The sequence below is a fragment of the Novosphingobium subterraneum genome (assembly GCF_000807925.1).
GTDB lineage: Bacteria > Pseudomonadota > Alphaproteobacteria > Sphingomonadales > Sphingomonadaceae > Novosphingobium > Novosphingobium subterraneum.
Map to the genome: position 1 here is coordinate 55,417 of NZ_JRVC01000019.1, position 24,743 is coordinate 80,159.

A 24,743-nucleotide genomic window follows, 5' to 3' on the forward strand; every position below is an offset into this window, starting at 1 on the left:
CGTCTATACCCTCAGGATGTCGCGACGGCGCAGAGGCCGCGCGAAGAGCTCGGCGAGGTCACCCGCCTGCTCGAAGCCATGGATGGGCGAGAACACCAGCTCGATCGCCCACTTGGTCGAAAGCCCTTCGGCTTCCAGCGGATTGGCAAGGCCCAGGCCGCAGACCGTAAGGTCCGGGCGGTCGAGCCGCACGCGGTCGAGCTGCAGGTCGACATCCTGCCCTTCGCTCAGCCGGGTCGAGGCAGGCAGCAGTGCCAGTTCGCGCGCATTCAGCTCGCGGTTGAGGTAGGGCGTGCCCACTTCCACCGGCATCATGCCAAGCTCTGTGTGAAGGAAGCGCGCCAGCGGCAGTTCCAGCTGCGAATCCGGCAGGAACGTGATGCGCTTTCCCTCAAGCCGCTCGCGCCAATGGGCGATTGCGCGCTTGGCCCGCTCGCGGCCCGGAGCCACAACGCGGTTGAAGTGCATCCGGTCGATCCCGAACGCTTCTGCCGCCGCACGCAGCCAGTCGGTCGTGCCTTCGGCGCCGAACGGAAACAGCGCGTCGAGCCGCTTGGCTCCGCGACGTTGCAGCGCCCCGGTCGTCTCGGTCAGGAACGGTTGTGCCAGCAGGAACACCGTGTTCGGCCCCACCTTCGGCAGTTCGGCCATGCGCTTGGCGGGCAGGAAATGTACTGGCCCGATGCCCAGCTCGTCGAACAGCCGCTTGAACTGGTCCTCGACGATGTCGGGAAGGGCGCCAACGACGAGCAGGTTGGCCGCCTTGTCTGCGTCGGCTGACGGCATCTCGGGCACCAGTGCCGTCAGGCAGGCGTCCTCGCCCTCGGTAAAGGTCGTCTCGATGCCGCTGCCCGAATAGTTGAGGATGCGGGTGGAGCCGGCAAACTTCGCATCAAGCCGCTGCGCTGCCTTGCCCAGGTCCAGCTTGATCACTTCCGATGGGCACGATCCCACCAGGAACAGCGTGCGGATTTCAGGCCGCCGGGTCAGCAGCTTGTCGACGATGCGGTCGAGCTCGTCCTGGCAATCGGCCATCCCGGCCAGATCGCGCTCCTCGATGATCGCCGTGGCAAAGCGCGGCTCGGCAAAGATCATCACCCCTGCCGCGCTCTGCAGCAGGTGCGCGCAGGTCCGTGATCCGACCACGAGGAAGAACGCATCCTGCATCTTGCGATGCATCCAGATGATACCTGTCAGCCCGCAGAACACCTCGCGCTGCCCGCGTTCGCGCAGGACTTGCGGCTGTGCTGCCGGAGCGCATCCCAGAACGCTTTCGCCGCTCATGCTACAGCCTCCGCTTGGCCGGTTTCAAGCCGCGCCGCGCGCAGCTTCAGCAGGAACTGTCCAGCGTTGATGACATAGGCGGCATAGCCCGCCAGCGCGATCTGCATGCGCTGCTCGAAGCTGCCGTAATGGCCCAGCAGCATCACCAGGTACGCGGTGTGCAGCGCGATCACGAGCATCGAGAACACGTCCTCCCAGAAGAACGCGCGGGCGAACAGCCACTTGCCGAAGACGACCTTTTCCCAGATCGATCCGGTCACCATGATCGCATAGAGCGTGAACGTCTTGACCACGACCGAGACGTCGGCAGCCATGGCCCCTTCGCCCCACGCAAGACTACGTAGAACTAGTGCCAAACTGACCAGAAACACCAGGAACTGGAAGGGGGCGAGAAGGCCCTGCACCAGCGTCCACCGCGTGGAGTCGCGCTTCTTGCGTTCCTCCGCAGTGTAAAGCGTCGGGCGCGCAGCCTGCGGGCCAAGTCCTTGGCCTGCGGCTCTAAATCTGATCGCGTCCCCTCTCATCCGGCCCCTTTCGCGGGCTGAGGCACAAGGCCTTCGAGAACCGGAGACTACGCCTCGCCTTGTCCAAGTGTCAATCTATCTTGACGACAAATAAAAATGACATATCCGGGTTTGTCAGCAACACTTTACAGGCGTAGAGTGTTGGCTCCGGTCAGAGTCGAACTATCGATCCGACAGTCCGGCGGGCGTATCATCGCCCACAGGCCGGAGGGGTCTGCCATGGCGACTGTTTACGGGACTGAGGCCAACGCCAATGCAGCAAGGCGGACACGTCGCAGGCGTGCTCCGGGCCTGCGACCAGGTTCGACCCACACGGATGGGCACAGTTCCTCGCCGGCCAGAGGCCCGGCGTCGGTCAACAGCCTGATCGAGGAGCAGATCATTCCCCGTCTCCTGCTTGCTCATTCTTCCGGCGTGCAACGTGGGCGCGTGACCGGCACGCTTTCGGTCGATCCGGCCGACGCCGCCAGCTTCGCCTCGCTGCCGCTTGATCTTGATGCGGAGGAGTTGCTCGAGGTCGTCGAAGGCTTCATCGCGCGGGGCATCGCGATTGAATCGATCTTCGTCGATCTGCTCGCCCCTTCCGCGCGTCGGCTTGGCCAGCATTGGGAAGAGGACGAGTGCGATTTTCTCGATGTGACGATGGGCTTGTGGCGGCTGCAGGAAGTCATGCGACAGGTCGCCTTGCGTTTTCCGGCCGACGACTCCGATGGGGATCGCGCCCGCAGCGCACTCTTCTCCCCGATGCCCGGTGACAGGCATGCACTCGGGACATTGATGATCGAGGAAGTCTTCGCCCGGGCCGGCTGGCAAACCGAGGCGCTGATCGAACCCAAGCGTAAGGAATTGCTGCAGATTATCGCCGAAAGACACTTTGATGTCATAGGGTTGACCGTCAGTTGCGATTGCACTAACGCGAATCTCAGTGACCTAATTTGTTCCATTCGCAGCGTCTCGCGGACGCCCGGGGTTCAGGTCTTTATTGGTGGACGAATGGTCAATGCCAATCCGGGTATCGTCGATGAAGTGGGCGCCGATGGCACCGCTCCCGATGCACGATCGGCTCTTGTCCTCGCTGAAAAGCTGGTTGCCAGGAAACGCGCCGGATCAGTCCGCACCGAATTTCCCCTCGGATAGCCGGCTCGACTGATGCCTTCCCGCAATAACTCCATCGAAGGGAAGCTGCCCTTCGCCAGTGCCCGCACCCATTTCGAGGTGCTCGGGCCGGACGCTGCAGCTACCCTGGCGATGGTGGCGGGCGACCTTGCCTTGGTCCTCGATGAAGCTGGGCGGATCGTCGACGTGACGGCAAACCCGCGCGAATTTCCGGATGCGCAGCAGTGGATCGGCCGCGAATGGCTCGATACGGTGTCGGTGGAAAGCCGTGCCAAGGTCATGGAAATGCTGGCCAATGCGCGCAAGGGCGTGACCCAGCACTGGCGCCAGGTCAACCATATCACGAATGAAGGCGAAGTGCCGCTGCGTTTCGTGGTGGTTCGCCTCGGTGAAAGCACGAACGCCATCGCCATCGGTCGGGACATGCGCGATGCCGCGGCCTTGCAGCAGCGTGTCCTCCAGGCGCAGCAATCGCTTGAGCGCGATTATCTGCGCCTGCGCCAGCTCGAAGCGCGCTACCGCATGTTGTTCGACCAGTCGGCCGACCCGGTGCTGATCGTCGATGCCGAAGCCTTCCGCATTCGCGAGGCCAACCGCGCCGCGCACCAGCTGTTCCAGGCCCGCAACGGCACGCTGCAGGGAGCCAAGCTTACCGCGCTGTTCTCCCGCCCCGCGCGCGAGCATCTGATCGCTTTCCTCGGGTCGACACTCGTTTCCCCGGGCGTCCTCCCGATCGAGGTGCAGCCCAATAACAGCGCCGATGCCGTAATGCTTTCGGCCAGCGGCTTTCGCGAACGCGGCGGGCAGTTCCTGCTCATCCGCCTGTCGGGTGCTGCCAGCGCCGCCGAACACGCGTCGGGCGAGGTGATGCGCGTGATCGAGGCCATGCCGGATGCCTTCGTGCTGACAGACGCCCGCATGCTCATCCAGGCCGCCAATCCGGCCTTTGTCGAACTTGTCTCTGCCGCCACCGTCGATCAGCTGCGCGGGCGACCGCTGGCGGATTTCGTCGGGCGCCCAGGCATCGATCTCGATCTGATCGACGGCCAGCTTGCCAAGCACGACATTGCCCGCAATGTCAGCACGGTGGTCGGTGCACGCGATGGCTTCGATGGCGAGCCGGTCGAACTCTCCGCCGTCAAGACCGGCGACGACCAGACTCACTACGGTTTCGTGATTCGCCCGATCGGGCGGCGCCTGCGCGATCTTCCCGTTACCGCAGACGCCCCGCGTTCGGTCGAACAACTTACCGATCTCGTCGGGCGCATGTCGCTGCGCGATATCGTGCGCGAATCCACCGACCTGATCGAGCGTCTCTGCATAGAGGCAGCGCTCGAATACACGTCGAACAACCGCGCATCGGCCGCGGAAATCCTCGGCCTCAGCCGGCAGAGCCTCTATTCGAAGCTTCATCGCTATGGCCTTGGCAATCTGGTAGATTCACTTGACGAATAGAGTGTCAATTTGATTTGACGCTTGGGGTGCATGGGCATAGTCTTTGCCCATGGCGCAATCTGCAGTCTCTACTGGATTGACGCCGCCTCCGGCGGCTCGTGACGTCTTGGAACTCCTCAAGCCGATCACCTGGTTCCCGCCGATGTGGGCCCTGATGTGCGGCGTGGTTTCTTCGGGCGTCTCCCCCCTCAGCCGCTGGACCTTCCTCATCGCCGGCATCCTTCTGGCCGGCCCACTGGTCTGCGGCACCAGCCAGGCCGTGAACGACTGGTTCGATCGCCACGTTGACGCGATTAACGAGCCTGATAGGCCAATCCCCTCGGGCCGCATCGGCGGGCGCTGGGGCCTTTATATCGCCATCGGCTGGACGGTCCTGTCGCTGGCGGTCGCTGCCTTCACCGGCCCCTGGGTCCTGATCGCCACCGTGTTCGGCCTCGCCTGCGCCTGGGGCTACAGCGCGCCGCCCCTCCGCTTGAAGACCAGCGGCTGGATCGGCCCGGCCGTCGTCGGCCTCACGTACGAAGGCTTGAGCTGGTTTACCGGCGCCGCCGTGATGGCTGGATCATTGCCACCGATGCACGTTCTCGTGATCCTTGTGCTTTACAGCATCGGTGCCCACGGCATCATGACACTCAACGATTTCAAGGCCGTGGAGGGTGACCGGGCGACCGGCCTGCGCTCGCTTCCGGTGGTGCTCGGCGAAAGGCCAGCCGCCTTGCTGGCCAGCGCCGTCATGGCCATCCCGCAAGCGATCGTCGTTGCGCTGATGGTCATGTGGGGACACCACATCTCCGCAGGGGTGGTCGCAGTCCTGCTCGCCGCGCAGCTCGCGCTCATGCCAAGGCTGGTGTCGGCGCCTGCGCGCCATGCCCCCTGGTACAATGCCACCGGCGTTTCACTCTACGTGCTTGGCATGCTCGCCTCGGCACTCGGCCTTGGAGGGTATGTCTGATGAACCGCAGTTTCGGCTGGTTTTCGATTGTCCGGCTGGGGTCCGTGCAGGCCTCGATCGGGGCGATGGTGATGATCGCCACTTCCCTGCTCAATCGCCTGATGGTGCTGGAATACCGCCTGGCGGCAGGCGTGCCTGCAGGTCTCGTGGCATGGCATTACATGGTGCAGCTATCGCGCCCGCTATGGGGCCACGGCTCCGATCTCGGCCGCCGGCGCACGCCTTGGGTCATCGGCGGCATGGCAGTTCTCGGAACAGGTGCGCTGCTCGCGGTACAGGCGACCACGATGCTTGATGATGCGCGGATGCTTGGGATTGGCCTCGCCACGGTCGCCTTCACCTTGATCGGTGCCGGTGTTGGCGCAGCGGGAACCTCGATGCTTGCCATTCTCGCCAGCGGTGTCGCTCCCGAACGCCGTGCCGCCGCCGCTGCCACGACCTGGATCATGATGGTCTTCGGCATCGTCATTTCCGCCGGCACTGCCGGAGCCTTGCTTGATCCGTTCACCGAACAGCGCCTGTTCATGGTCGCAGGGTGCGTCGTAGCTGCGGCGATCACGCTCACCTGCATCGCGATGGTCGGGCTAGAGGCCAAGGCCACCGGCGCCCTTTCAGCGGAAAGCCGTCAGCCCCCTGCGTCCTTGCGTGAAGCCATTGCCGAAATCCTCGGCGATCCGCAGTCGCGTCGCTTCACCATGTTCATCTTCGTCTCGATGCTCGCCTATTCGATGCAGGACCTGATCCTCGAACCCTTTGCCGGGCTCGTGTTCCAGATGTCGCCGGGACAGTCGACCAGCCTTTCCGGCCTCCAGCACGGCGGCGTGCTCGTCGGCATGATCGTGACGGGCCTTGGCGGCAGTGCCTTTGCCGGGCGCATGCCCATCGAACTGCGCATCTGGACCATGCTTGGCTGTGTCGGCTCGGCTGTTGCGCTGGCAGGGCTTGCCATGGCGGCCCAAGCGGGTCCGGTCTGGCCACTGGCGGCGAACATTGCCGCGCTTGGCTTCTTCAACGGTGCCTTCGCCGTCTCCGCCATCGGCTCGATGATGGGACTGGCCGGGGCGGGCAAGCGCACCCGCGAAGGCGTTCGCATGGGCGTATGGGGCACGGCGCAGGCCACCGCATTCGGCCTCGGCGGATTGACCGGCGCTCTGGGCGTCGATCTCGTGCGCGGCGCGACGGGGCAGGTGGCCGAGTCTTTCCAGCTCATCTTCGCATTCGAGGCGAGCTTGTTCCTCGTCTCGGCAATCCTCGCGATGCGGGTGACTCATCGGCGGGACATCCCCGCCCAACTAGGGGCGGCAGGGGCATGACCGACAGGCTTGAATACGATGTCGTCGTGATTGGCGGTGGACCTTCGGGCGCCACGGCCGCTTGGGATCTGGCACGCTTGGGCCGGAAGGTCCTGCTTCTTGACCGGGCAGGGCGGATCAAGCCCTGCGGCGGCGCAGTGCCGCCGCGTCTGCTCGAGGAATTCGAAGTGCCGCAATCGCTGCTCGTGGCTCGCGCCCGATCGGCGCGGATGGTCGCGCCGTCGAACCGGGCGGTGGACATGCCGGTGGGCGAGATCGGCTATGTCGGCATGGTCGATCGCGATCACTTTGACGAATGGCTGCGGGCCCGTGCCGCCAGGGCCGGAGCTGACCGCCGCGTCGGCACCTACGAACGGATCGAGCGTGACGGCAAGCCCGGCGCGATCGTGTGCTATCATGAAGCGCGCGGCGGCGAAGTCCGGAAAGTCCGCACCCGCCTCGTCATCGGTGCTGACGGCGCGCGCTCGGGCGTAGCGCGCGAAAACATTCCTGGTGCGACACGTAACCCGTGCGTCTTCGCCTATCACGAAGTCGTCCGTTCGCCGCAAAGCACGGAACAAGGGTTTGATGCCTCGCGTTGCGACGTGCTCTATCAGGGCAAGCTCTCGCCCGATTTCTATGCATGGGTTTTCCCTCATGGCGAAACGTCGAGCATCGGCGTCGGCAGCGCCAACAAGGGCTTTTCCCTGCGCGGTTCGGTCAAGCAGATGCGCGATGAACTCGGCCTTGAAGGTTGCGAGACGATCCGCCGCGAAGGCGCCCCGATCCCGCTCAAGCCGTTGAAGCGCTGGGACAATGGCCGCGACGTGCTGGTCGCAGGGGACGCTGCCGGCGTCGTCGCCCCTGCCTCGGGCGAGGGCATCTATTATGCCATGGTCTGCGGGCGGATCGCCGCGCAAACTGGGGACGCTTTCCTTGCCAGCGGCAATCCTTCGCTGCTGAAGCGGGCGCGCAAGGCGTTCCTGCGCGAACATGGCCGCGTGTTCTGGATACTCGGGATCATGCAGTACTTCTGGTACTCCAGCGACAGGCGGCGCGAACGCTTCGTCGAAATGTGCGCGGACAAGGACGTGCAGCAACTGACCTGGCAGGCCTACATGAACAAGAAGCTCGTGCGCGCCAAACCGATGGCGCACGTGCGGATATTCCTCAAGGATTGCGCGCACTTGCTCGGGTTGAGGCCTGCAGTCGGATGAAGCCCGCCTCGCTCATGCCTGCCGGCATTCCCATCGGCATCGCCTCGCTGGCCGCCTTCGCCACGGCATTGGTCGGCGGGACGATCACCGATCTCGGGCCCTGGTATGACTCGCTGATCAAACCCGGTTTCACTCCGCCACGCCCGGTCTTTCCGATCGCATGGACCACGATCTTCGCCCTGTGCGCCATCGCCGGAGTCGCAGCCTGGCGCGCAGCACGCAGCTCACGCACGTCGGACACGGTGATCGGCCTGTTCGCCCTGAACGGCTTCCTCAATATCTTGTGGAGCCTGCTCTTTTTCCGGATGCAGCGGCCCGACTGGGCATTCTGGGAACTCTGCCTGCTGTGGCTCTCGATTGCCACGCTGATCGTGTATTGCGGCCGCATCTCGCGCCTATCGGCGGTGCTGCTGTTACCCTACATCGCCTGGGTCACCGTTGCCGGCGCACTCAACTGGGAAATCGTCCGCCTCAACGCGCCGTTCGGTTAAGGGAAGGGCCTCGCCCGGCACCATGGAAGCGCTCTTCGCCTCGGGCCACGCCGCCGACATTGTCCTCGCCGCACTCCTGCTCGAAGCGCTCTGGCTGCGTTGGCGCGGTTGGAGCGTTGGGGATCTCCTCACCATGCTGCTTCCCGCAGCGCTGATCGTTGTTGGACTTCGCGCCGCATTGGTCGGAGCGGACTGGCCGTGGATTTCGGCCCCGATCGCGCTGTCCTTCCCGGTGCACATAGTCGACGTCATGCGCCGTCGCCGCAGCCTCTGACAGTCGCACGTCCGTCTGCAAGAGTTGGGGGTGAGTTAGGGGGGAGTTGCCCCTCTGCCCCCGAGAGTTGGAAACCCAAAAAAAGGTCCGCCGGAGTGCTCCAGCGGACCCTTCAGGTCCCACATTCCTGCGGGGGATCAGTGTGTTGCGGTTGATACCGCAGCGGCAATCGGAGCCGCCGGTGCCGCAGGCGCTGCCGGAGCTGCCGCCGGCATCGCCATCGGTGGGCCCCACAGTGCCGGGTAGTCCTTGGCCATCTTGTACCCGCCCATCGGCTTGTTCTTGCCCTGGTGGCAGGTGGCGCAGTTCACCTTGAACGGATCACCCATCGGCCCCTTGCGGTGCGCCGGGAAGACGTCCTTCAAACTACTGATATACTGGCCATTTATATCGCGGACCATGCGCAGGCCGTACCACGCCGTGGCGCGCTTGGGCGTGCTGATGTTCCACGGCTTGAACGCCTGCGCGTTGTGGCAGAACGTGCAATTCACGCCCAGCGACTGCGACAGATGGTTCATAAGTGCATACTGCGGCTCGGTTTCCTTGATGGAAAGTTCGTTGGCCTTGGTCGGATGCAGGGTGTCGGAAACGACCCGGATCGACCTGTCCGTCTTCGGATCACCGGTCAGGTAAAGCGCCAGCGACGCTTCCGGCAGCGACGAGTAAGCTGATGCCGCAACGGGATTATTCTGCCCATGACGGTTGCCGATGATCCCGTTCTTGCCAGCTTCCGGCAGCGCCCAGTAGTTGGCCGGGATCGCATTTCCGCGGTGGCAGGTCCAGCAGGTCACGCCCGTGCTCGCCACGTGCTTGTTCCAATTGGAGTTTATGTTGCGCGTCATCTGCAACATCTTGCGCGCGGCGACCTTGGTGTACTTTTCGTCCGAGGCCATGTTCTCGGGGTTGTGGCAGTAATTGCAGCCCTGTTCCGGGGAAACCCACGCGGTGATTGCGGCCATCGTGTAGGTGAACTGCTCTTCCGAGACGTCGCCCAGGACCTGGACGTTCTGGTAGGCGGCGCCAGCCCGAGGTCCATCGTTCGAGGGCGGATCGTAGGGCGGGGCGGGCACGTCGTCCTTGGCCATGGCCACCTTCTTCAAGGTGACCTGGTCCATCCCGGTGCCGCGATGCCCGTTCTGGACCGACTGCTTCGGCCCCAGCTCGCAACCCGAAAGGGTCAGAGCAGCGCTCGCCAATGCGGCGATTGCGATTGTCCTTTTCATTGGCCCGCACTCCCCAGCGTGGCGGGATCAATGACCCCGGTATCGGGATACATCGGAGCATAGCCATGCTGCTGCGCCCAGAGGTACCAGTTGTCGACCACGGTGCCGGTCAGCAGGATGCCGATGCCGCCGGTCAGCGTCGTCAGCACTGCGAACCACCAGGCCCAGCGGTGGATCGATTCCATCGTGGCGTTGAAGCCCATGGTCCAGCGCCAGAACAGCGCCGCGCGTTCCGATGCCGTGCCGCGATCGGTGATCTGCTCGATCTCGCGCTCACCGCCGTAGCGACCGACCGCCAGGATGGTCGCACCGTGCATCGCGAAGAGCAGGGTCGATCCATAGAGGAAGGCGATCGAGAAGGCGTGGAACGGGTTGTAGAACAGGTTGCCGTAGCGGATCGAGAAGGCGGCGGTCCAATCGAGGTGCGGGAAGATGCCGAACGGCACGCTTTCCGCCCACGAGCCCATGAAGAACGGGCGGATGAAGCCGAGCACGAGGTAGAGCCAGATCGCCGAGGCAAAGGCCCAGGCCACGTGCGTTCCCATGCCGAGCGCCCGGGCGCGGGTATACGTGCGGATCCACCAGAGGATGATCGAGGTGGTCAGGAAGAACCCGGCCATGATCCACCAGCCGCCCTTGGCCAGCGGGACGAAGGGCGTGAAGCCATATTCCGGCCCCGGAGGTTCAAGGCTGAGCCAGGGCAGCATGCGCACGAACTGGATCGGGTTCCAGCCCACCGAGGCGAGCATGTTGAGCCCGATGATCTCGATCGCGAAGAACCCGAAGATCAGGGCGAACACCCCGGTCCAGCCAAGATATACCGGGCCGATCTGCGCATGGCCGATCAGGCCCATGAGGTGGTTGAACGATCCCTTGCCTATCCGCGGCTCGCTGCCGGGGGGAAGGGCGATCCCGGCTTCGGGTTCGCCCCGCAGCTGGACTTGGGTGAAAATGTTCTGATAGGTCGCCATCGCTCAGTGCTCCTTCACGACCAGATCGGCAGGTTGAGCCACCAGGTCCACCATTCGGGCCAGCCCTTGGTCCACAGCGGCCCGCTGATCACGATGCAGACGGCGCTCCAGAAGCCCGCGTTGAGGGCAAGGAGAAGGCCGACGCGGTGAATGCCCAGCGTGCCGACCGAATAGCCGATGAGATCGCGGAAGAAGGTGTCTTCATACTCTGGCGACTTCACTTCGGCACCTTCTGGCGGGTTCACCGCCGAGAGCACCAGCGCGCCGTGCAGGGCGAGCGCGAGCGTCGTCGTGAAGAAGAACGAGACTGCCAGCATGTGGGCCGGATTGTAGTGGAAATGCAGGTACTGGTACCCCGTGTTGGAAACCCAATCGAGGTGGCTGAAAATGCCGTAGGGGAAGCCGAAGTGCCATCCGCCCAGAAGGACGGGGCGGATCACCACCAGCGTGAAGTACGCGAAGATCGCCATGCTGAAGGCGACCGGCACATGATAGCCCATGCCCAGTTTGCGGCAGATCTCGACTTCGCGCAGCGCCCAGCTGCTGAAGGATATCAGCGCGCAGACGGTGATGACCTGCCAGAACCCGCCCTGCGCCAGCGGCGCGAGGCCAAGGCCATATTTGAGGTCTGGCGGTTCGATCGAGATGAGCCAGGGATTCCACGTCGGTCCTTGCGAGGCCGCGTAGAAGATGAGGGCGGTGCCCAGCGATGCGAAGATCGCGGTCACCACACCAAAGAAGCCGACGTAGAACGGACCCACCCAGAAATCGAACAGGTCGCCGCCGATCAACGTGCCACCGCGAACGCGGTATTTTCGTTCGAAACTAAGGAGTGCCATGGTTCTACCCCTCCCCGCCGCGGCGCGACGGGCTTAGCTGTGTTCTGATTGGCTGCCACAGGAGGCGGCGACGGGAGCGCCGCCGCCTCTCGCACAGTTGCGTCAGGGCGCTGCGGGCGCCGCTGCTGCTGCGTTCGCCATGCCCTGGGCCGAATTCGGGCCATCGAGCCAGTTGAACGTATCGGTGCTGAGCAGGATGAAGTGAATCACCAGTGCGAGCACGAACAGGAACGCGAACAGGGCAACCAGAGCCCTGCGCGGATCGAAAATAAGCCAAATCCTCCACATGGTCTTAGTCCTTGTGCAAGTGTTGAAGGTCCTGCCTCAGGCTGTCGCCGCGGGCAGGCGGATGCGTCAGAGCCAGGGCTTCCACATCCAGACGAGGACGTGTGCGACCACCGCGACGGCGGTGAAGCCGACGAAGCTGCTCATGAAGAGTTTGTGGAATTCCTTTGCTTCCTCTGGGGTGAGGTAGGTCCTCAGCCCGAAGCGATCGTCATGATCACTCATTGCCCAATCTCCAGTCGTTGTTGATGTGCGAGAGGCGGAAGACCTCTTTCGGTATCCGCGCGGAACTGACCCGCGTGGATGGGGGAACACGGGCGACCGGAGATGGGCGACCGTGCAAGCTGATGCGCCCGGGATGAGCGCGGAAGGATCGATGTGCGGATCATGTGACCTGCGCCTCGAGCATGGCATCGGCGAGCCTGTCGGCGCTGACGCGGGTTTCGTTGTTGCGGCGGGTGACACGTTCGGCGGCATCGCGCAGGCGCTTGGCGGCGGAAATGCGCACCAGCACGGGCTGTGCCTCGACGATCTGGTCGAGCCGGGCCTTGGCGTCTTCATCCCAAGCCAGTTCGCGGGTGGCGCGCGCGGGCGTTGCTTCCACTGCGTCGAGTTGCGTGGCCAGCGGGATGATGTTGAACAGCGCATCGAACAGTGCGTTGCAGACTTCCTGCACGAGGTAGGTCGCGCCCGAATAGCCCATGAACGGCGTGCCGATGTGGCGGCGGATGGCGGCGCCGGGGAAGCTGGCCGGAATGTAGATCGACCGGCCGCCCTTTTCGGCGCTGTACATGCGTTCGTTGTAGCTTCCGAACAGCACCAGCGGCGGGTTCGCGTGAATCGCGGCGCGCACGTCCTCGTTCTTCGGCTTCACGCCCGCGCTGCGGGAGAAGGCGAAAGTGCAGGGCAGGCCCATGTCATCTTCGAGGAAGTGGCGGATACCGCGCGCATAAGTCTCGTTGGCGACGATGCCGAAGCTGGCCGTGGCGAAGAAGTCCTGCGTGACCGAGCGCCACAGGTCCCACAGCGGCTTGATCGTGGTGTGCTTCTCGCGTTCGATGAACGGTTCTGGGTCAAGCCCGAGTTCGGCGGCCAGCGCGCGGAGGAAGCGAGTGGTGCTGTCGAGCCCGATCGGCGCCTGGAAGTAGGGCCGCTCCATCAGTTCGCACAAGTTGCGTCCGAATTCGCGATACATGCAGACGTTCGCCTGGGCATCTGCCAGCCTGCGGATATCGGCAAGATGGCTGCCCAGCGGGAAGACCATGTTGACCTCTGCACCGATGCCTTCGATCAGGCGGCGGATTTCGTGAACGTCGCTCGCCATGTTGAACATGCCGTAGCTGGGGCCGAGGATGTTGACCCTGGGCTTCTCGCCGTCCTTGACCGGTTTGACCGCAGGGACGGTTTTCGGGCCGAATTCCGACCAGAGCCAGCTGAGCGCGCGGTCGGCACACTGCCATTGGTCCTCGTCGATCGTGCGCGGCAGGAAGCGTTTGATGTTGGTGCCTTGCGGCGTCACGCCACCGCCGATCATCTCGGCGATGGAGCCTGTCACGACCACGGCGGGCAGTTCCGGATCGAGCACTTTCCATGCCCGCTTCATCGCGCCTTCGGTACCGGTCTTGCCCAGCTCTTCCTCACCAAGACCGGTGACCACAATCGGCAATTCGTGCGGAGGCAGGCCATCGGTGTAGTGCAGGACCGAGGTAACCGGAAGGTTCTCGCAACCCACCGGCCCGTCGATGATCACTTGCAGGCCTTTTACCGCAGTGAAGACATAGACGGCGCCCCAGTAGCCGCCGGCCCGATCATGGTCGAGGACGAGGGTCATGTGCCCACCGCCTCTGCCGCCTTGCGCGCGGCTTCGTTGAGGGCGGCGTACTTCTTCTTGAAGGCCGGGCGATCCTGCGGCGTCTCTTCCCAGATCCCGGCGGCCGGGCCAGTGCCGACGCCTTCGAAGAACGCGGTCATCCTGTCGAAGCGCGCCTTGTTGGCCATCGCCGCATTGATCACTTGCGCCAGGCTGCCGGCGCCGGCCACGCCCATCAGGGGGCGGGCCGAGATCAGGTTGGTGAAGTAGAGCGCCGGAATCGCCTGGGCCTTGGCGTGCTGGACCACCGGGGTCGTGCCGATGGCAAGGTCGGGTCGGAATTCCTTCACCGCGGCTATGTCCTGTTCGAGGCTGGCGCGGAACTGGACACGGACCCCGCGCGCCTCGAGCCATTCGCGGTCCGGATCGGACCAGCGCGTGCGCGGGCAGGCGCTGCCCACATAGGGTACGTCAGCGCCGCTTTCGATCAGCAGGCGGGCGACGAGCAGTTCGGAGCCTTCGTAGCCGGAGACGGTGATCCGGCCCTTGATCGGGTTGGCGGCAAGCGCGGCACGGATCATCGGCACGAAGCGCGCCTTGGCGGCTTCGACCTTTTCGGCTGGCACGTTGCAGGCAGTACCGATGGCATCGAGCCAAGCCGCCGTGCCTTCCGCGCCGACCGGGGCCGAGCCGACCACGGTGCGCCCGGCATGTTCGAATTCACGGACGCTGGCGGTGTAGAACGGATGGATTGCAGCCACGACCGCGCAATCGAGCGCAGCGTAAAGCTCGCGCCACTCGCGGGTTGGGACGACCGGCCCGGCGGCAAGGCCCAATGGTTCGAGCATCATGCCGATGCCCACGGGATCAGCCGGGAACATTTCGCCAAGGAGGGTTACGGTCGGCTTGTCGGCACGGTTGGTTGGGGCCGCGACCGGGCCTTGCGCCACTTCCTCGCGGGCATATGCAAGCATCGCTCCGGCGAGCACGTCCTTGGCCTCGGCGTGCGTGGGTATGCCAAAGCCCGGCACGTCAATGCCGATGATGCGCACGCCGTTGATCTGCTTCTTGAGCAACCGCAGCGGTACGCCGCTGGCGGTCGGGACGCACAGGTTGGTTACGACGATTGCATCGTAATCGGCTGGATCGGCAAGGCCTTCGACGGCTTCCTTGATGTCTTCGAACAGCTTGCCGGTGACCAGGGTCTCGGAACTGAACGGCACGTAACCGACGGTGCGCCGTGCGCCGTAAAAGTGCGAGGTGAAGGTCAGGCCATAGACGCAGCAGGCCGAGCCCGAGAGCACGGTGGCAGTGCGGCGCATCCTGAGGCCAACGCGGAGTGAACCGAAGGCGGGGCACATCGATTGCGGCTGATCGTGCGGGCCAACCGGGTAGTCGGCGGCATAGCGATCGAGCAGTTCCGAGCCTTGCGCCTTGTTGGTCGCCTCGCGCAACACATCGGCGCCGGCATGGCAGCCGCCACCTTCGACTGGCGGATCGAGAGCGATTCGGTCCGGCTCGCGCGCATGACGCGCCCTGTCGGCGAGGTCAGTCATGCCTCAGACCTCGTCATAGACCACCTCGAGAGAGGGGCGCTGCTCGAAAGATCCGCCGCGCATGTCAGCCTGTGTCGCCGGGACCAACTCGACGTTGCCTCCGGTGTCTTCGGGGGAGAAGAGGCCGAGCAGTCCATCCTGGTCGAGGGGCGTGGGCTGCCGCGGCGGCGCCGACGCGACATTGGATGCAAGCTCTGCGAAGAGACTGCCCCATTGCCCGCCGGGCTTGCCGATAATCTGGTAATTGGCCGACTTGCGCCGGATGTCCTCGTCCGCCGGAATGGCGCAGAGCACGGGGATGTCGACCGCGTTGGCAAAGGCCTGCGCCTCGCCGGTGCCGTCGTCCTTGTTGATGATCATGCCGGCGACGCCGACATTGCCGCCCATCTTGCGGAAGTATTCCACCGCCTTGCAGACGTTGTTGGCAACGTACAGCGACTGCAGGTCGTTCGAGCCGACGACGATGACCTTCTGGCACATGTCGCGCGCAATCGGCAGGCCGAAGCCGCCGCAGACGACGTCGCCCAGAAAGTCGAGCAGGACGTAATCAAAGCCCCAGTCATGGAAGCCGAGCTTCTCGAGCAGTTCGAAGCCGTGGATGATGCCGCGACCGCCGCAGCCACGGCCGACTTCGGGGCCGCCCAGTTCCATGGCGAAGACGCCGTCACGCTGGAAGCAGACGTCCTCGATGCGGACTTCCTCACCGGCCAGCTTCTTGGCGGACGACGTCTCGATGATCGTCGGGCAGGCCTTGCCGGCAAAGAGCAGGCTGGTGGTATCGGACTTGGGATCGCAGCCGATCAGCAGCACGCGCTTGCCCTGCTGGGCGAGCATGTAGCTGAGGTTGGACAGGGCAAAGCTCTTGCCCGAGCCGCCCTTGCCGTAGATCGCGATGATCTGCGTTTCCTTCTGTACCTCGCCGGTGTGCGGCGCGTCAGGCTCGATCGCGGCTTCAGCGCGCAGGGCAGCGGCATGTGTATCCAGCATCGTCATGCGCAGTTGCTCCAGTCGAGGACCATCTTGAGGCAGTCGGCATCGAGGAAGGCTTCGGGATAGGCATCCTGGGCTTCTTCGGCCGGGCGTTGGTGCGAGACCAGGCCCGAAAGATCGAGCGCGCCGCAGTCGATCAGGGCGCGGGTCGAGGCGAGATCATCCGGCCCCCATTCGGCGGCAACGCGGAAGCGTGCCTCGGCCCGGAAGGCAGGTGCGAAGGCAAAGCTCGGGCGGTTGGCGTAGAAGCCTGCCAGCACGATCTCGCCCTTCTTGCGCAGGCGCGGGACGAGCAGGTCGAGGCAATCGGCATCGCCGCTGGCGTCATAGATGTTCGCGTAATCGTGGCGATCGTCGTCCTTCGGAGCGATGACGTTGTACCCTTGGGTGCCGGTCCGGCGGGCGGGCTTGTGCTCCCAGACCGTGGGGGCGGGGGCACCTGCAGCGATGGTCATGCGCGCGAGCAGGCGGCCCAGCGTGCCGTGGCCAATGATCAGATCGGGCGGATCGCCACCGTTCATCGCGTGAAGCGCAGTCGCGGCGAGCGCAAACAGAACCCCGTCACGACCCAGCGACTCGGAGACGGGAAGGGCGCGTGCGGACGGGACGATGACCTGCCGCGCGGTGCCCCCGAACAGGCCGCGCGCATCGCGATAGCAGGTTGCGCCGGGGACAAAGACCCAGTCGCCGATGCGCGTCTGGACTTCGCTTCCGGCATCGACGATGCGGCCCAAGCTCTCGTATCCGGGCACCAGCGGGTAGCCCATTCCGGGGAAGTTCGGCATCTCGCCCGACCAGAGAAGCTTTTCGGTTCCGGCACTTACGCCGCTCCACTGGACTTCGATGAGGACGTCTGAAGGAGCGAGTGCGGAGAAGCCTGCTTCGGAGCCTTGTCCTGAGGTCAAGGCAAGCCTGCGAAGCGCGATGCGCCTCGGTGCTTCCAGTATGACCGCCAGCGACTCCATGCCGGTCTTCCCCTCTCCCGGTGATCCGGGCCTTGCCGCAGTATCCGGATGGGTACTGTCAGGCAGTGTTCACCATACGCTAACGCCAAAGAGTGTCAAACAGATTGGACGGTCATAGCTGTCAATATGAACTAACAATGACGCTGGCGATGACCGGCGTTGCCGTTCGCTTCTGTTGCCAGTGCCGGAAGCCCGCTTTGTGAAGCATCTCGCCGTATTCAGTGGGCGTGCGCGGGCGGCCAGAGTTCATCGCCCAGAGATAAAGGCCGAAATAGGCATCTCCCATGGCCTTTGCCCCGCGTGCCCCGGCCATCGGTTCGGCAATGACTAGGCGCCCGTTTTCGGGAAGAGCTGCGCGAATTCCGCGCAGGATCCGCAGGCAGCGATCATCGTCATGATCGTGGAGAATCCGCGAAAGAGTTATGCAATCGTAGCCGGTGGGCAGGGCGTCGGCAAAGAAGTCACCAGGATGAAGGGAGACTCGCGACGGCAGATTCGTTGCACCGGAAAGAACAGGAGGCAGGTCGAATATGCCCAGCTCCAGCGATGGACATGCCGGGGCCAGCGCGTTGACGAAAGCGCCATGGCCGCCCCCTATGTCAAGGAGGCGGCAATGGCGGTCGAAAGCATAGGCACCCATCGCCTGCTGCGCCACCATCTGCTGCGACGCGGCCATAAGTGAAGAGTAGCGACCGGCAATTTCGCCATCGGTTTCAGAGTGATAGTGCCAGAAGCGCGACAGGGCCGTCGGCTCCTGTCGGTCCTGCCGCAGCAGGGCAAGCGGGTCGGAGAGATCCGCGTAAAGCAGCGGGTGATGCGCGACCATGGCGAGCGCCCCGGGGTTTGATCGCAGAGCCGCCCCTTGCTGGCCGAGCATCCAGCATCCCGGGGCAACTTCTTCGGCAAGATCCAGCGCGGCGGCGGCGCGGAGCAGCCGAGTCGCGGCGGCATGACTCAGCGCGGTCGAGCGGGCGATATCATCGGCGTTGCAAGGCCCTGCGTCGAGCAGGTCGAGCAGGCCGGTCTGGACCGCGGCAAGCAGTATCTGCGAATAGGTGAAGCCTGCCACCAGATCGAACGCGCTGGCGGCGCGGCGCCTTGATACGCTTGCAAAAATGGGAAGGCGCGACGCCCAGTCCTGGAAGACCGGGCTGCCCAGAACCCGGTTGCGCCAATGGGTCCAGCGGCGTCGCCATTCGGGAGGCCGTTCAGGAGGGTGGGGCACCGGCGGCGCATCCGTGAAAGGGGCAACGTCCAGCATATGTCCAAAAGATTGGACATTTATGATGTAAAGGTCAATTGTATTCGCCGGAGGGTTTCCCTTCAGGAGAGGAGCTTGCCTTGGCATCGCGGGTGGCGATCATCGGCGCGGGCATCGGCGGCCTGACGGCAGCCGCGCTGCTGGCTGCGCGCGGGGCAGATGTCACCGTCGTAGAAAAGGCAGCGCACCCCGGTGGCAAGGCGCGTCAGCTGATCGTCGATGGTGCCTCCATCGATGCCGGTCCCACGGTCTTCACCCTGCGCGACGTATTCGAGGGCATCTTTGCGGCTTGCGGCGCCGATCTCGCCGACTTTGTCGACATTCGCCGCGCAGACGTGATTGCCCGTCACGCCTGGGATCCAGAGCGCCATCTCGATCTCCATGCCGATCCGGAGCTGAGCGAGCAGGCCATTGGTGACTTTGCCGGCGCTTCGGCCGCAGCGGGCTTTCGTGCCTTCCGCAGGGAGGCCGCGCGCATTCACGGCATCATCGATCGTCCGATGATGCGCGGGAGCAAGGTCAGTTGGCCGCTCCCCCTGATGTGGCGCATCGGCTTGTGGCGCATGGGCGACCTTCTGGCGATCCGGCCCTACGAATCGATGTGGAAGGTGTTGGGCCAGCATTTTGCCGACCAGCGCCTGCGCCAGCTTTTCGCGCGCTATTCGACCTACTGTGGGTCCTCGCCGTTCGAGACACCGGCAACCTTGATGCTGATCGCCCACGTGGAAGCGCAAGGTGTCTGGCTGATCGAAGGTGGCATGAGCGCGCTTGCGGGTGCGTTGATGCGCTTGGGCCAGATGCATGGCGCGAAGTTCCGCTTCAGCACGGGCGCAGCCCTGATTGAGACCGCGCAAGGACGCACATCGGGCCTGATCCTCTGCAATGGCGAGCGCATTGCCGCCGACGCGGTTATCGCCAATGCCGATCCCGAGGCCTTGGCGGCAGGGCGCTTCGGCCCCTTGGGCGCCATGGCGGTGCCATCGCATGGCGTGCGCAAGCGTTCGCTCTCGGCGATGGTCTGGCTGGCTAATGCACGGACATCGGGCTTTCCGTTGCAGCGTCATAACGTGTTCTTCTCGCCCGACTATTCCCGCGAATTCAGCGACATTCGTGGCGGCGCTCCGCCATGTGATCCCAGCGTCTATGTCTGCGCGCTCGATCGCGAGGGCGGGGCCGATGTGCCGCCGGGCCAGCGTGAACGTCTGCAGATCATCGTCAACGCGCCTGCCAATGGCGACAGCCACACTTATACCGAAGAGGAGAAGGCCCGGTGCACACAGGCCATGAGGCGCAGCCTTCAGCGTTGCGGACTGGAGCTGGAGGAAGACTTTCCCCACACGCTGCTGACGCCGAACGCCTTCGAGAACTTTTTGCCCTCGACCGGGGGGGCGATCTATGGTCGGGCCTCGCACGGCTGGGCGGCGTCCTTCCTCCGGCAGGGCACGCGGACCCGGATCCCTGGGCTTTACTGCGCGGGTGGAAGCACCCATCCGGGGGCCGGGGTGCCGATGGCCGCCTTGTCCGGACAACTGGCGATGCAGGCTGTGGTGCAAGACCTCGCTTCGATGCGGAAGTTCCGCCCGGTGGCTATGGCTGGTGGTATGTCGATGCGATCAGCGAATGCGGACGCCATGGGCTGACGATCATCGCATTCATCGGCAGTGTTTTCTCGCCCTACTACAAGAAGAGCGGCCGCGCCGATCCGTTGCAGCACTGCGCCCTGAACGTGGCGCTCTATGGCCCCGGCGCACGCTGGACCATGACCGAGCGCGAGCGTGGCAGTGTTGCGCGCGATGCCGACAATCTGCAGATCGGGCCGAGTTCGGTTCGCTGGACCGGTGACGCGCTCGAAATCGATATCGAGGAGATGGACAAGCGGGTTGGTGTGCCTTGGCAGCGGCGTGTCGCCGGCAAGGTCCGCGTCTACCCGGAAGCGACCAACGACCGCGCCTTCTCGCTGGACCCGGCCGGGCGCCACCGCTGGCACTGCATTGCCCCGCGCGCGCGGATCGAGGTCCGGATGGAAAAGCCTGGGCTCAAGTGGAAGGGCAGCGCCTATCTCGATTCGAACTTCGGCGCGGAATCGCTGGAGGAGGGCTTCCGCGTCTGGCATTGGTCCCGCGCCCATGGGCGCAGCGGATCGGTGGTCTGCTACGAGGGTATCCGTCGCAATGGCCAGGGCTTTGCCAGCGCGTTGCGCTTTGGCGCGGACGGCGTGCCGCACGAGGAGGAGGCGCTGCCGCCCGTTGCGCCCTTGCCGAACACGCTCTGGCAGATGGAGCGCAAGACGCGGGCGGACAGGGGCCACGCCAGCGTCATCCGCACCTGGGAGGACGCACCATTCTATGCGCGCTCCACCCTGTCATCGCGCCTGTTCGGAGAGCCCGTCGTGGCGGTGCAGGAAAGTCTTGATCTTGATCGCTTTTCTTCGCCGATCGTGCAGTTCATGCTGCCATATCGGATACCGCGTGGCTAGTCGTCCGGGTTCTGCTTCTTCGCCTTGTCCTTCGCGATCTCGCGGTTGACCGACCATAGCTGGTAAATGCCGAAGCCCAGCGCGATGACGGCGGTGAAGACGATTTCCACCCAGCCAAAGTGTTCGCTCATCGAATTCATCCTGGCTCTCCCTCGCTTTCGTCACTCGCACTTGCGGAGGCGAACGTGCGGATCAGTTCAGCGGCCTTCTCGGGGCGCTCTTCGTGCGCAAGATGCCCAAGCCCCGGCAGCACTTCCAGACGGCAATCGGGGATCAACCTCGCGGCTTGTTCGACAGACGACAGCGGCACGGCTGTGTCGCCGCTGGAATGGACCAGCAGCACGCGGCTTATTAACTGCGGTAGCAAGCGGCTGAGCGCGTCGAGGTCCCAACTGGCCATCATTTCCATTGCCCCGCCACAGTGGTGATGGTTGCCCATCAACGCCTCGTAGGCAGCGATCCCCCGCACATCGATGGCAGAGCCGGTGGCGCGGCGCAGAAAGCGCCCGGTCTCGCCCGGAATGCGGGCAATGCCGGCCAGCATCCGCGGGACGAAGGGGTTCACGAACAGCATCCTGGCCAGCGACGGGAACAGCTTGGCGGCAAGGCCGGGGAAGGGCATCAGGGCGGGATTGAAGCCGATCAGGGGCGTGGCCGCGCCCTGCAGATGGACGGTCTGGATCGCAATGGCCGCGCCGGCCGAGTGGCCGACGATCAGCGACGGCCTCTGGCCAAGGGTATCGAGCAGGGCGATCACGGCACTCGCCATGCCAGGCAACGTCAGGCCCTGTCGCGGGCGGCCCTTGGTATAGCCGTGGCCGGGCAGGTCAGGGGCAATCACAGTGAAGTCCTGCGCCAGCAGTGGCAGCACGTCACGCCAGCTATGCGTTGCCGCGCCGGTGCCGTGGAGCAGCAGGATCGCCGGCCCATCGCCGGCCACCTGAACGTGCCACTTGAGCCCCGGCGTCTCCACGAAGCGGCTTGTTTCGCGGTTCGGCCAGTTGCGCCCTTCGACCTCCCAGCGCGGCCCGCTCATGCGCGCTTCTTCTGCGGCTCGGCAGCAAGCGTCACCGCCGCCTTAAGCGCCTTGGCATCGGCGAAGGGCAGCGGCAGGTAACGCGCCCGCATCGCTTCGGCGATGCGGGCAGCTTCGGGCCGAGGGCGAGGCGAGATGTCGATCACCACGGCATCAAGGCCGGCGCCGGCAATTCCCCTCGCGGCCGTCAGCGCGTCGGCATTGGCCTGGGCGCGGCCGGATGTACCGTCTGCGGCGACGTTCGCGCTGCCGTCGGTGAGGAACACGAGGAACGGTGTGCGGCCCCGGCACATCACGGCATCGGCAAGCTGCCGGGCAAGGGCAATGCCTCGGGCAAGCGGGGTGCCGCCGCCACCGGGCAGTTCGGCAAGGGCGCGCTTGGCGCGGGTGAGCGAGCGGGTGGGGGGCAGCAGCAGGTCGGCATCGGTCCCGCGGAAGGCGACCAGCGCAACTTCGGCTCGCTTCACATAAGCCTGGGCGAGGATCAACTCGACCGCGCCCTTGGCTTCCGACAGGCGGGCGAGTGCCGCCGAGCCCGATGCGTCCACCGCGAAGATCGTGACCGTGGTGGCGCGCTCTTCGAAGCGGCGGACCCGCAGGTCGTCCCGGCGGAAGCGGATCGGACCTGCGCCTTCGGGAGCCGGATCACGCCTGCGCAGGGGCTGCCACGGTATGGCGGCGCGCATCGTATCGACCAGCGCCATGCGCACACCGCCGCCGGGCATGCCGGGCCGCGCACCCAGGGGCTTGCCGCGCAGTGCTGAACCGGTGCGGCGTCCGGCGCCTCCGCCACGCGCATCCCGCTGGGCGCGGCCCGAGGCGATCAGTTCCAGCACATCAGGCGGGATCATGGCGCGGGCCGCTTCGATCAGCAGGTCTTCGGGAATGTCGGGCGCGCTGTCGTCGTCATCTTCGTCATTGTCCGGCCGCTCTGCCTCTTCCGGCTCATGCTCGGGTTCTGGAGGAGCGGGCGCTTCAGGCTCCGGCGGCAGCTTTGTCGCGCGCGGGGCAAGGACGAGGCGCGTCGCGGCTTCAAGGTCGGCGCGGTGAACCGTGTCCCGGCCGCCAAGCACCGCGTGCGCCCGGGCAACGGCCGCTGCCTGCAGGAGCGGCCTGATCGACGCGATACCCAGCGCCGTTGCGGTGGCGGCAAGGGCCGAGAGTGCTTCGCTATCGAGCGATGGTGCGGCCCCGAGAGCGCCCGGCTCGGGCATTTCGCAGTGGAGGTCCGCCGGGCGCACGTCTTGCAGGCTGAGGTCGAAAGCGACCCGTTCCATCAGGGCGAGCGGTGGCCGCTCGTCCGGGCCTTCGCCGTCGTCAAGCAGGATGAGCAGGAAGCCGGGACCATTATCGAGCGCCTGCGCGATCCTGCCCGCCGTGTCCGAGCGCAGACGCTCGGCCATGGGAACGACCAACACGCCGCCTGCCACCTCAGCCAGAAGGCCCCGTTGCCTTACGAGCGTGCCGTTGGCGAGGCTGGCAGCAATGTCGGTGCCCCCGGTCAGCCGGTCCTCGTCGATATGACCGGGCAGGCGGCGGAAGGGCGTGTCCGCCGGAAGCAATCCTCGCAGCGCTTGCAAGACGAGATCGCGCGCCGGTCCGCCGCCACGCAGGACCAGGCCGCCAAGTTTGCGGTCTGCGGCCAGCAGGCGCGCTGCCAGGAGCGCATCTGCCAGTGCCTCGGTCATCTGAAGTGTTCGGCGATCGCGCGATCAATCCGTGCGGTCGATCCGCTTTCGTCTAGCACGTCGCGGCGCAGGCGGTGGCGCAAGGCCATCGGCGCAACGTGAAGCAGGTGATCGCGCTTGACCACCTTTGCCCCCTTCAGCGCGGCAAACGCGCGCGCGGCGCGCATCAGGGTCAGTTCGCCACGCAGGCCGTCAACGCCCACGGCGCTGCAGATACCGGCGGCGTCCACGAGCACACCGTCCGGCACCTCGATCTTCGCCAGCTTTTTCTGTCCGCGCGCAATCTGCTGCAGGACTTTCTCGTCCTCCTCGGCCCACTGTGCGGCAAAAGCCTCGCTGTCGGCATCGTGCGAGGCGCAGCGGCGCATGATCTCGACGCGGTTTTCGATCTCGCGCGGGGTGCGTACTTCGACCGAAAGACCGAATCTGTCGAGCAGTTGCGGGCGCAGTTCGCCTTCTTCCGGGTTGCCGCTGCCGATCAGCACGAACTTGGCCTTGTGGCGCACCGACAGACCCTCGCGCTCAACCACGTTCTCGCCCGAGGCGGACACGTCGAGCAGCAGGTCGACCAGGTGGTCTTCGAGCAGGTTGATCTCGTCGATGTAGAGGAACCCGCGATGCGCACGCGCCAGCAAGCCGGGTTCGAACGTCTTTTCCCCGGTGCGCAACGCCCGTTCCAGATCGAGCGAGCCCAGCACGCGGTCTTCCGTGGCGCCCAGTGGCAGATCAACGAACGGCACCGGCCGCTTGCTGGCCTTGTTGGATTCGCACGGGCCGGGGCAGCTATGCGGCGCTTCGGGCGAGCAGCCATAGCGGCAGCCGTCCATGACCATGATCGGCGGCAACAGACTGGCCAGTGCGCGGGCGGCGGTGGACTTGCCTGTTCCACGGTCGCCGAACACCATCACTCCGCCGATGGAGGGATCGACCGCTGCGATCAGGAGCGCGAGCTTCATTTCGTCCTGACCGACGATCGCAGAGAAGGGGAAGCGCGCCATCTGTCCAGAACTGTGGACACATATGGCCGTCAGGACAAGC

General features: G+C 65.0%; 25 protein-coding genes. 9 read left to right on the forward strand and 16 right to left on the reverse strand.

Annotation, left to right across the window (positions count from 1 at the left end; all coding sequences use genetic code 11):
- Positions 1 to 3 precede the first annotated feature (3 nt).
- Together NJ75_RS16900 and bchF are read right to left on the reverse strand one after the other, a co-directional pair.
- Positions 4 to 1,284, reverse strand: coding sequence for a ferredoxin:protochlorophyllide reductase (ATP-dependent) subunit N (locus NJ75_RS16900; RefSeq protein WP_039336598.1), 1,281 nt, complete (start codon positions 1,282 to 1,284; stop codon positions 4 to 6).
- The gene (gene bchF, locus NJ75_RS16905) at positions 1,281 to 1,808 is read right to left on the reverse strand and encodes a 2-vinyl bacteriochlorophyllide hydratase (protein ID WP_082013436.1); all 528 of its coding nucleotides are present in this window, start codon (positions 1,806 to 1,808) and stop codon (positions 1,281 to 1,283) included. Before bchF ends, NJ75_RS16900 begins: the two co-directional genes overlap by 4 nt.
- 429 nt (positions 1,809 to 2,237) lie before the next feature.
- Here bchF and NJ75_RS16910 point away from each other — a divergent pair, with 429 nt between their 5' ends.
- From NJ75_RS16910 to NJ75_RS16940, 7 genes are read left to right on the forward strand one after another with little or no spacing between them, the layout of a single operon-like run.
- The gene (locus tag NJ75_RS16910) at positions 2,238 to 2,945 is read left to right on the forward strand and encodes a cobalamin B12-binding domain-containing protein (protein ID WP_169745738.1); all 708 of its coding nucleotides are present in this window, start codon (positions 2,238 to 2,240) and stop codon (positions 2,943 to 2,945) included.
- Positions 2,946 to 2,957: 12 nt separating this feature from the next.
- On the forward strand, positions 2,958 to 4,379 hold the full coding sequence (gene ppsR / locus NJ75_RS16915; protein WP_039336600.1) for a transcriptional regulator PpsR: 1,422 nt from the start codon (positions 2,958 to 2,960) through the stop codon (positions 4,377 to 4,379).
- Positions 4,380 to 4,428: 49 nt separating this feature from the next.
- On the forward strand, positions 4,429 to 5,331 hold the full coding sequence (gene chlG / locus NJ75_RS16920; RefSeq protein WP_039336602.1) for a chlorophyll synthase ChlG: 903 nt from the start codon (positions 4,429 to 4,431) through the stop codon (positions 5,329 to 5,331).
- Positions 5,331 to 6,644: a BCD family MFS transporter gene (locus NJ75_RS16925; RefSeq protein WP_039336604.1), complete on the forward strand. Its 1,314-nt coding sequence runs from the start codon at positions 5,331 to 5,333 to the stop codon at positions 6,642 to 6,644. Before chlG ends, NJ75_RS16925 begins: the two co-directional genes overlap by 1 nt.
- The gene (locus tag NJ75_RS16930) at positions 6,641 to 7,840 is read left to right on the forward strand and encodes a geranylgeranyl diphosphate reductase (protein ID WP_039336605.1); all 1,200 of its coding nucleotides are present in this window, start codon (positions 6,641 to 6,643) and stop codon (positions 7,838 to 7,840) included. Before NJ75_RS16925 ends, NJ75_RS16930 begins: the two co-directional genes overlap by 4 nt.
- Positions 7,841 to 7,854: 14 nt before the next feature.
- On the forward strand, positions 7,855 to 8,331 hold the full coding sequence (locus NJ75_RS16935; protein WP_039336687.1) for a TspO/MBR family protein: 477 nt from the start codon (positions 7,855 to 7,857) through the stop codon (positions 8,329 to 8,331).
- 22 nt (positions 8,332 to 8,353) lie between these two features.
- Complete coding sequence (locus tag NJ75_RS16940; protein WP_052242594.1) at positions 8,354 to 8,605, forward strand: hypothetical protein; 252 nt, start codon at positions 8,354 to 8,356, stop codon at positions 8,603 to 8,605.
- 137 nt (positions 8,606 to 8,742) lie between these two features.
- Here the strand turns inward: NJ75_RS16940 and pufC are convergent, their stop codons facing one another.
- The 10 genes from pufC to NJ75_RS16985 form a co-directional block, all read right to left on the reverse strand.
- Positions 8,743 to 9,828, reverse strand: coding sequence for a photosynthetic reaction center cytochrome PufC (gene pufC, locus NJ75_RS16945; RefSeq protein ID WP_039336607.1), 1,086 nt, complete (start codon positions 9,826 to 9,828; stop codon positions 8,743 to 8,745).
- The gene (gene pufM, locus NJ75_RS16950; protein WP_039336609.1) at positions 9,825 to 10,799 is read right to left on the reverse strand and encodes a photosynthetic reaction center subunit M; all 975 of its coding nucleotides are present in this window, start codon (positions 10,797 to 10,799) and stop codon (positions 9,825 to 9,827) included. Before pufM ends, pufC begins: the two co-directional genes overlap by 4 nt.
- A gap of 14 nt (positions 10,800 to 10,813) precedes the next feature.
- Positions 10,814 to 11,638 (reverse strand): photosynthetic reaction center subunit L, encoded by an 825-nt coding sequence (gene pufL / locus NJ75_RS16955; RefSeq protein ID WP_039336611.1) that lies wholly within the window; start codon positions 11,636 to 11,638, stop codon positions 10,814 to 10,816.
- Between the two features lie 102 nt (positions 11,639 to 11,740).
- A complete protein-coding gene (gene pufA, locus NJ75_RS16960; RefSeq protein ID WP_039336613.1) occupies positions 11,741 to 11,926 on the reverse strand; it encodes a light-harvesting antenna LH1, alpha subunit in 186 nt (61 codons plus the stop codon).
- Between the two features lie 66 nt (positions 11,927 to 11,992).
- On the reverse strand, positions 11,993 to 12,148 hold the full coding sequence (pufB, locus tag NJ75_RS23840) for a light-harvesting antenna LH1, beta subunit (RefSeq protein WP_082013438.1): 156 nt from the start codon (positions 12,146 to 12,148) through the stop codon (positions 11,993 to 11,995).
- A 160-nt stretch (positions 12,149 to 12,308) separates the two neighbouring features.
- Positions 12,309 to 13,754, reverse strand: coding sequence for a chlorophyllide a reductase subunit Z (bchZ, locus tag NJ75_RS16965; protein WP_039336615.1), 1,446 nt, complete (start codon positions 13,752 to 13,754; stop codon positions 12,309 to 12,311).
- Complete coding sequence (gene bchY / locus NJ75_RS16970; RefSeq protein ID WP_039336617.1) at positions 13,751 to 15,289, reverse strand: chlorophyllide a reductase subunit Y; 1,539 nt, start codon at positions 15,287 to 15,289, stop codon at positions 13,751 to 13,753. Before bchY ends, bchZ begins: the two co-directional genes overlap by 4 nt.
- A 3-nt stretch (positions 15,290 to 15,292) precedes the next feature.
- Positions 15,293 to 16,282: a chlorophyllide a reductase iron protein subunit X gene (locus NJ75_RS16975; protein WP_039336619.1), complete on the reverse strand. Its 990-nt coding sequence runs from the start codon at positions 16,280 to 16,282 to the stop codon at positions 15,293 to 15,295.
- On the reverse strand, positions 16,279 to 17,244 hold the full coding sequence (bchC, locus tag NJ75_RS16980) for a chlorophyll synthesis pathway protein BchC (protein WP_039336620.1): 966 nt from the start codon (positions 17,242 to 17,244) through the stop codon (positions 16,279 to 16,281). Before bchC ends, NJ75_RS16975 begins: the two co-directional genes overlap by 4 nt.
- 121 nt (positions 17,245 to 17,365) lie before the next feature.
- Positions 17,366 to 18,505, reverse strand: coding sequence for a methyltransferase (locus NJ75_RS16985; protein ID WP_082013439.1), 1,140 nt, complete (start codon positions 18,503 to 18,505; stop codon positions 17,366 to 17,368).
- Positions 18,506 to 18,585: 80 nt separating this feature from the next.
- Here NJ75_RS16985 and crtD point away from each other — a divergent pair, with 80 nt between their 5' ends.
- Positions 18,586 to 20,145, forward strand: a complete 1,560-nt coding sequence (gene crtD / locus NJ75_RS16990; protein ID WP_039336622.1) for a 1-hydroxycarotenoid 3,4-desaturase CrtD — start codon at positions 18,586 to 18,588, stop codon at positions 20,143 to 20,145.
- A gap of 65 nt (positions 20,146 to 20,210) precedes the next feature.
- On the forward strand, positions 20,211 to 20,981 hold the full coding sequence (locus NJ75_RS16995) for a hydroxyneurosporene dehydrogenase (RefSeq protein ID WP_322788222.1): 771 nt from the start codon (positions 20,211 to 20,213) through the stop codon (positions 20,979 to 20,981).
- Here the strand turns inward: NJ75_RS16995 and NJ75_RS25325 are convergent.
- From NJ75_RS25325 to bchI, 4 genes are read right to left on the reverse strand one after another with little or no spacing between them, the layout of a single operon-like run.
- Positions 20,978 to 21,112: a hypothetical protein gene (locus NJ75_RS25325; RefSeq protein ID WP_255355113.1), complete on the reverse strand. Its 135-nt coding sequence runs from the start codon at positions 21,110 to 21,112 to the stop codon at positions 20,978 to 20,980. The two genes, NJ75_RS16995 and NJ75_RS25325, sit on opposite strands and share 4 nt — an antisense overlap.
- A gap of 5 nt (positions 21,113 to 21,117) precedes the next feature.
- Positions 21,118 to 22,017: an alpha/beta fold hydrolase BchO gene (gene bchO / locus NJ75_RS17000; RefSeq protein WP_039336625.1), complete on the reverse strand. Its 900-nt coding sequence runs from the start codon at positions 22,015 to 22,017 to the stop codon at positions 21,118 to 21,120.
- On the reverse strand, positions 22,014 to 23,705 hold the full coding sequence (locus NJ75_RS17005) for a magnesium chelatase subunit D (protein WP_039336627.1): 1,692 nt from the start codon (positions 23,703 to 23,705) through the stop codon (positions 22,014 to 22,016). Before NJ75_RS17005 ends, bchO begins: the two co-directional genes overlap by 4 nt.
- Entirely contained in the window at positions 23,702 to 24,703 is a 1,002-nt protein-coding gene (gene bchI, locus NJ75_RS17010; RefSeq protein WP_039336629.1) for a magnesium chelatase ATPase subunit I, read from the reverse strand. Before bchI ends, NJ75_RS17005 begins: the two co-directional genes overlap by 4 nt.
- Positions 24,704 to 24,743: the final 40 nt, after the last annotated feature.

Coding starts and splice junctions, on each gene's coding strand:
- NJ75_RS16900 (WP_039336598.1), bottom strand. CDS start 1,284: ATGAGCGGCGAAAGCGTTCTGGGATGCGCTCCGGCAGCACAGCCGCAA.
- bchF (WP_082013436.1), bottom strand. CDS start 1,808: ATGAGAGGGGACGCGATCAGATTTAGAGCCGCAGGCCAAGGACTTGGC.
- ppsR (WP_039336600.1), top strand. CDS start 2,958: ATGCCTTCCCGCAATAACTCCATCGAAGGGAAGCTGCCCTTCGCCAGT.
- chlG (WP_039336602.1), top strand. CDS start 4,429: ATGGCGCAATCTGCAGTCTCTACTGGATTGACGCCGCCTCCGGCGGCT.
- NJ75_RS16925 (WP_039336604.1), top strand. CDS start 5,331: ATGAACCGCAGTTTCGGCTGGTTTTCGATTGTCCGGCTGGGGTCCGTG.
- NJ75_RS16930 (WP_039336605.1), top strand. CDS start 6,641: ATGACCGACAGGCTTGAATACGATGTCGTCGTGATTGGCGGTGGACCT.
- NJ75_RS16935 (WP_039336687.1), top strand. CDS start 7,855: ATGCCTGCCGGCATTCCCATCGGCATCGCCTCGCTGGCCGCCTTCGCC.
- NJ75_RS16940 (WP_052242594.1), top strand. CDS start 8,354: ATGGAAGCGCTCTTCGCCTCGGGCCACGCCGCCGACATTGTCCTCGCC.
- pufC (WP_039336607.1), bottom strand. CDS start 9,828: ATGAAAAGGACAATCGCAATCGCCGCATTGGCGAGCGCTGCTCTGACC.
- pufM (WP_039336609.1), bottom strand. CDS start 10,799: ATGGCGACCTATCAGAACATTTTCACCCAAGTCCAGCTGCGGGGCGAA.
- pufL (WP_039336611.1), bottom strand. CDS start 11,638: ATGGCACTCCTTAGTTTCGAACGAAAATACCGCGTTCGCGGTGGCACG.
- pufA (WP_039336613.1), bottom strand. CDS start 11,926: ATGTGGAGGATTTGGCTTATTTTCGATCCGCGCAGGGCTCTGGTTGCC.
- pufB (WP_082013438.1), bottom strand. CDS start 12,148: ATGAGTGATCATGACGATCGCTTCGGGCTGAGGACCTACCTCACCCCA.
- bchZ (WP_039336615.1), bottom strand. CDS start 13,754: ATGACCCTCGTCCTCGACCATGATCGGGCCGGCGGCTACTGGGGCGCC.
- bchY (WP_039336617.1), bottom strand. CDS start 15,289: ATGACTGACCTCGCCGACAGGGCGCGTCATGCGCGCGAGCCGGACCGA.
- NJ75_RS16975 (WP_039336619.1), bottom strand. CDS start 16,282: ATGACGATGCTGGATACACATGCCGCTGCCCTGCGCGCTGAAGCCGCG.
- bchC (WP_039336620.1), bottom strand. CDS start 17,244: ATGGAGTCGCTGGCGGTCATACTGGAAGCACCGAGGCGCATCGCGCTT.
- NJ75_RS16985 (WP_082013439.1), bottom strand. CDS start 18,505: ATGCTGGACGTTGCCCCTTTCACGGATGCGCCGCCGGTGCCCCACCCT.
- NJ75_RS25325 (WP_255355113.1), bottom strand. CDS start 21,112: ATGAGCGAACACTTTGGCTGGGTGGAAATCGTCTTCACCGCCGTCATC.
- bchO (WP_039336625.1), bottom strand. CDS start 22,017: ATGAGCGGGCCGCGCTGGGAGGTCGAAGGGCGCAACTGGCCGAACCGC.
- NJ75_RS17005 (WP_039336627.1), bottom strand. CDS start 23,705: ATGACCGAGGCACTGGCAGATGCGCTCCTGGCAGCGCGCCTGCTGGCC.
- bchI (WP_039336629.1), bottom strand. CDS start 24,703: ATGGCGCGCTTCCCCTTCTCTGCGATCGTCGGTCAGGACGAAATGAAG.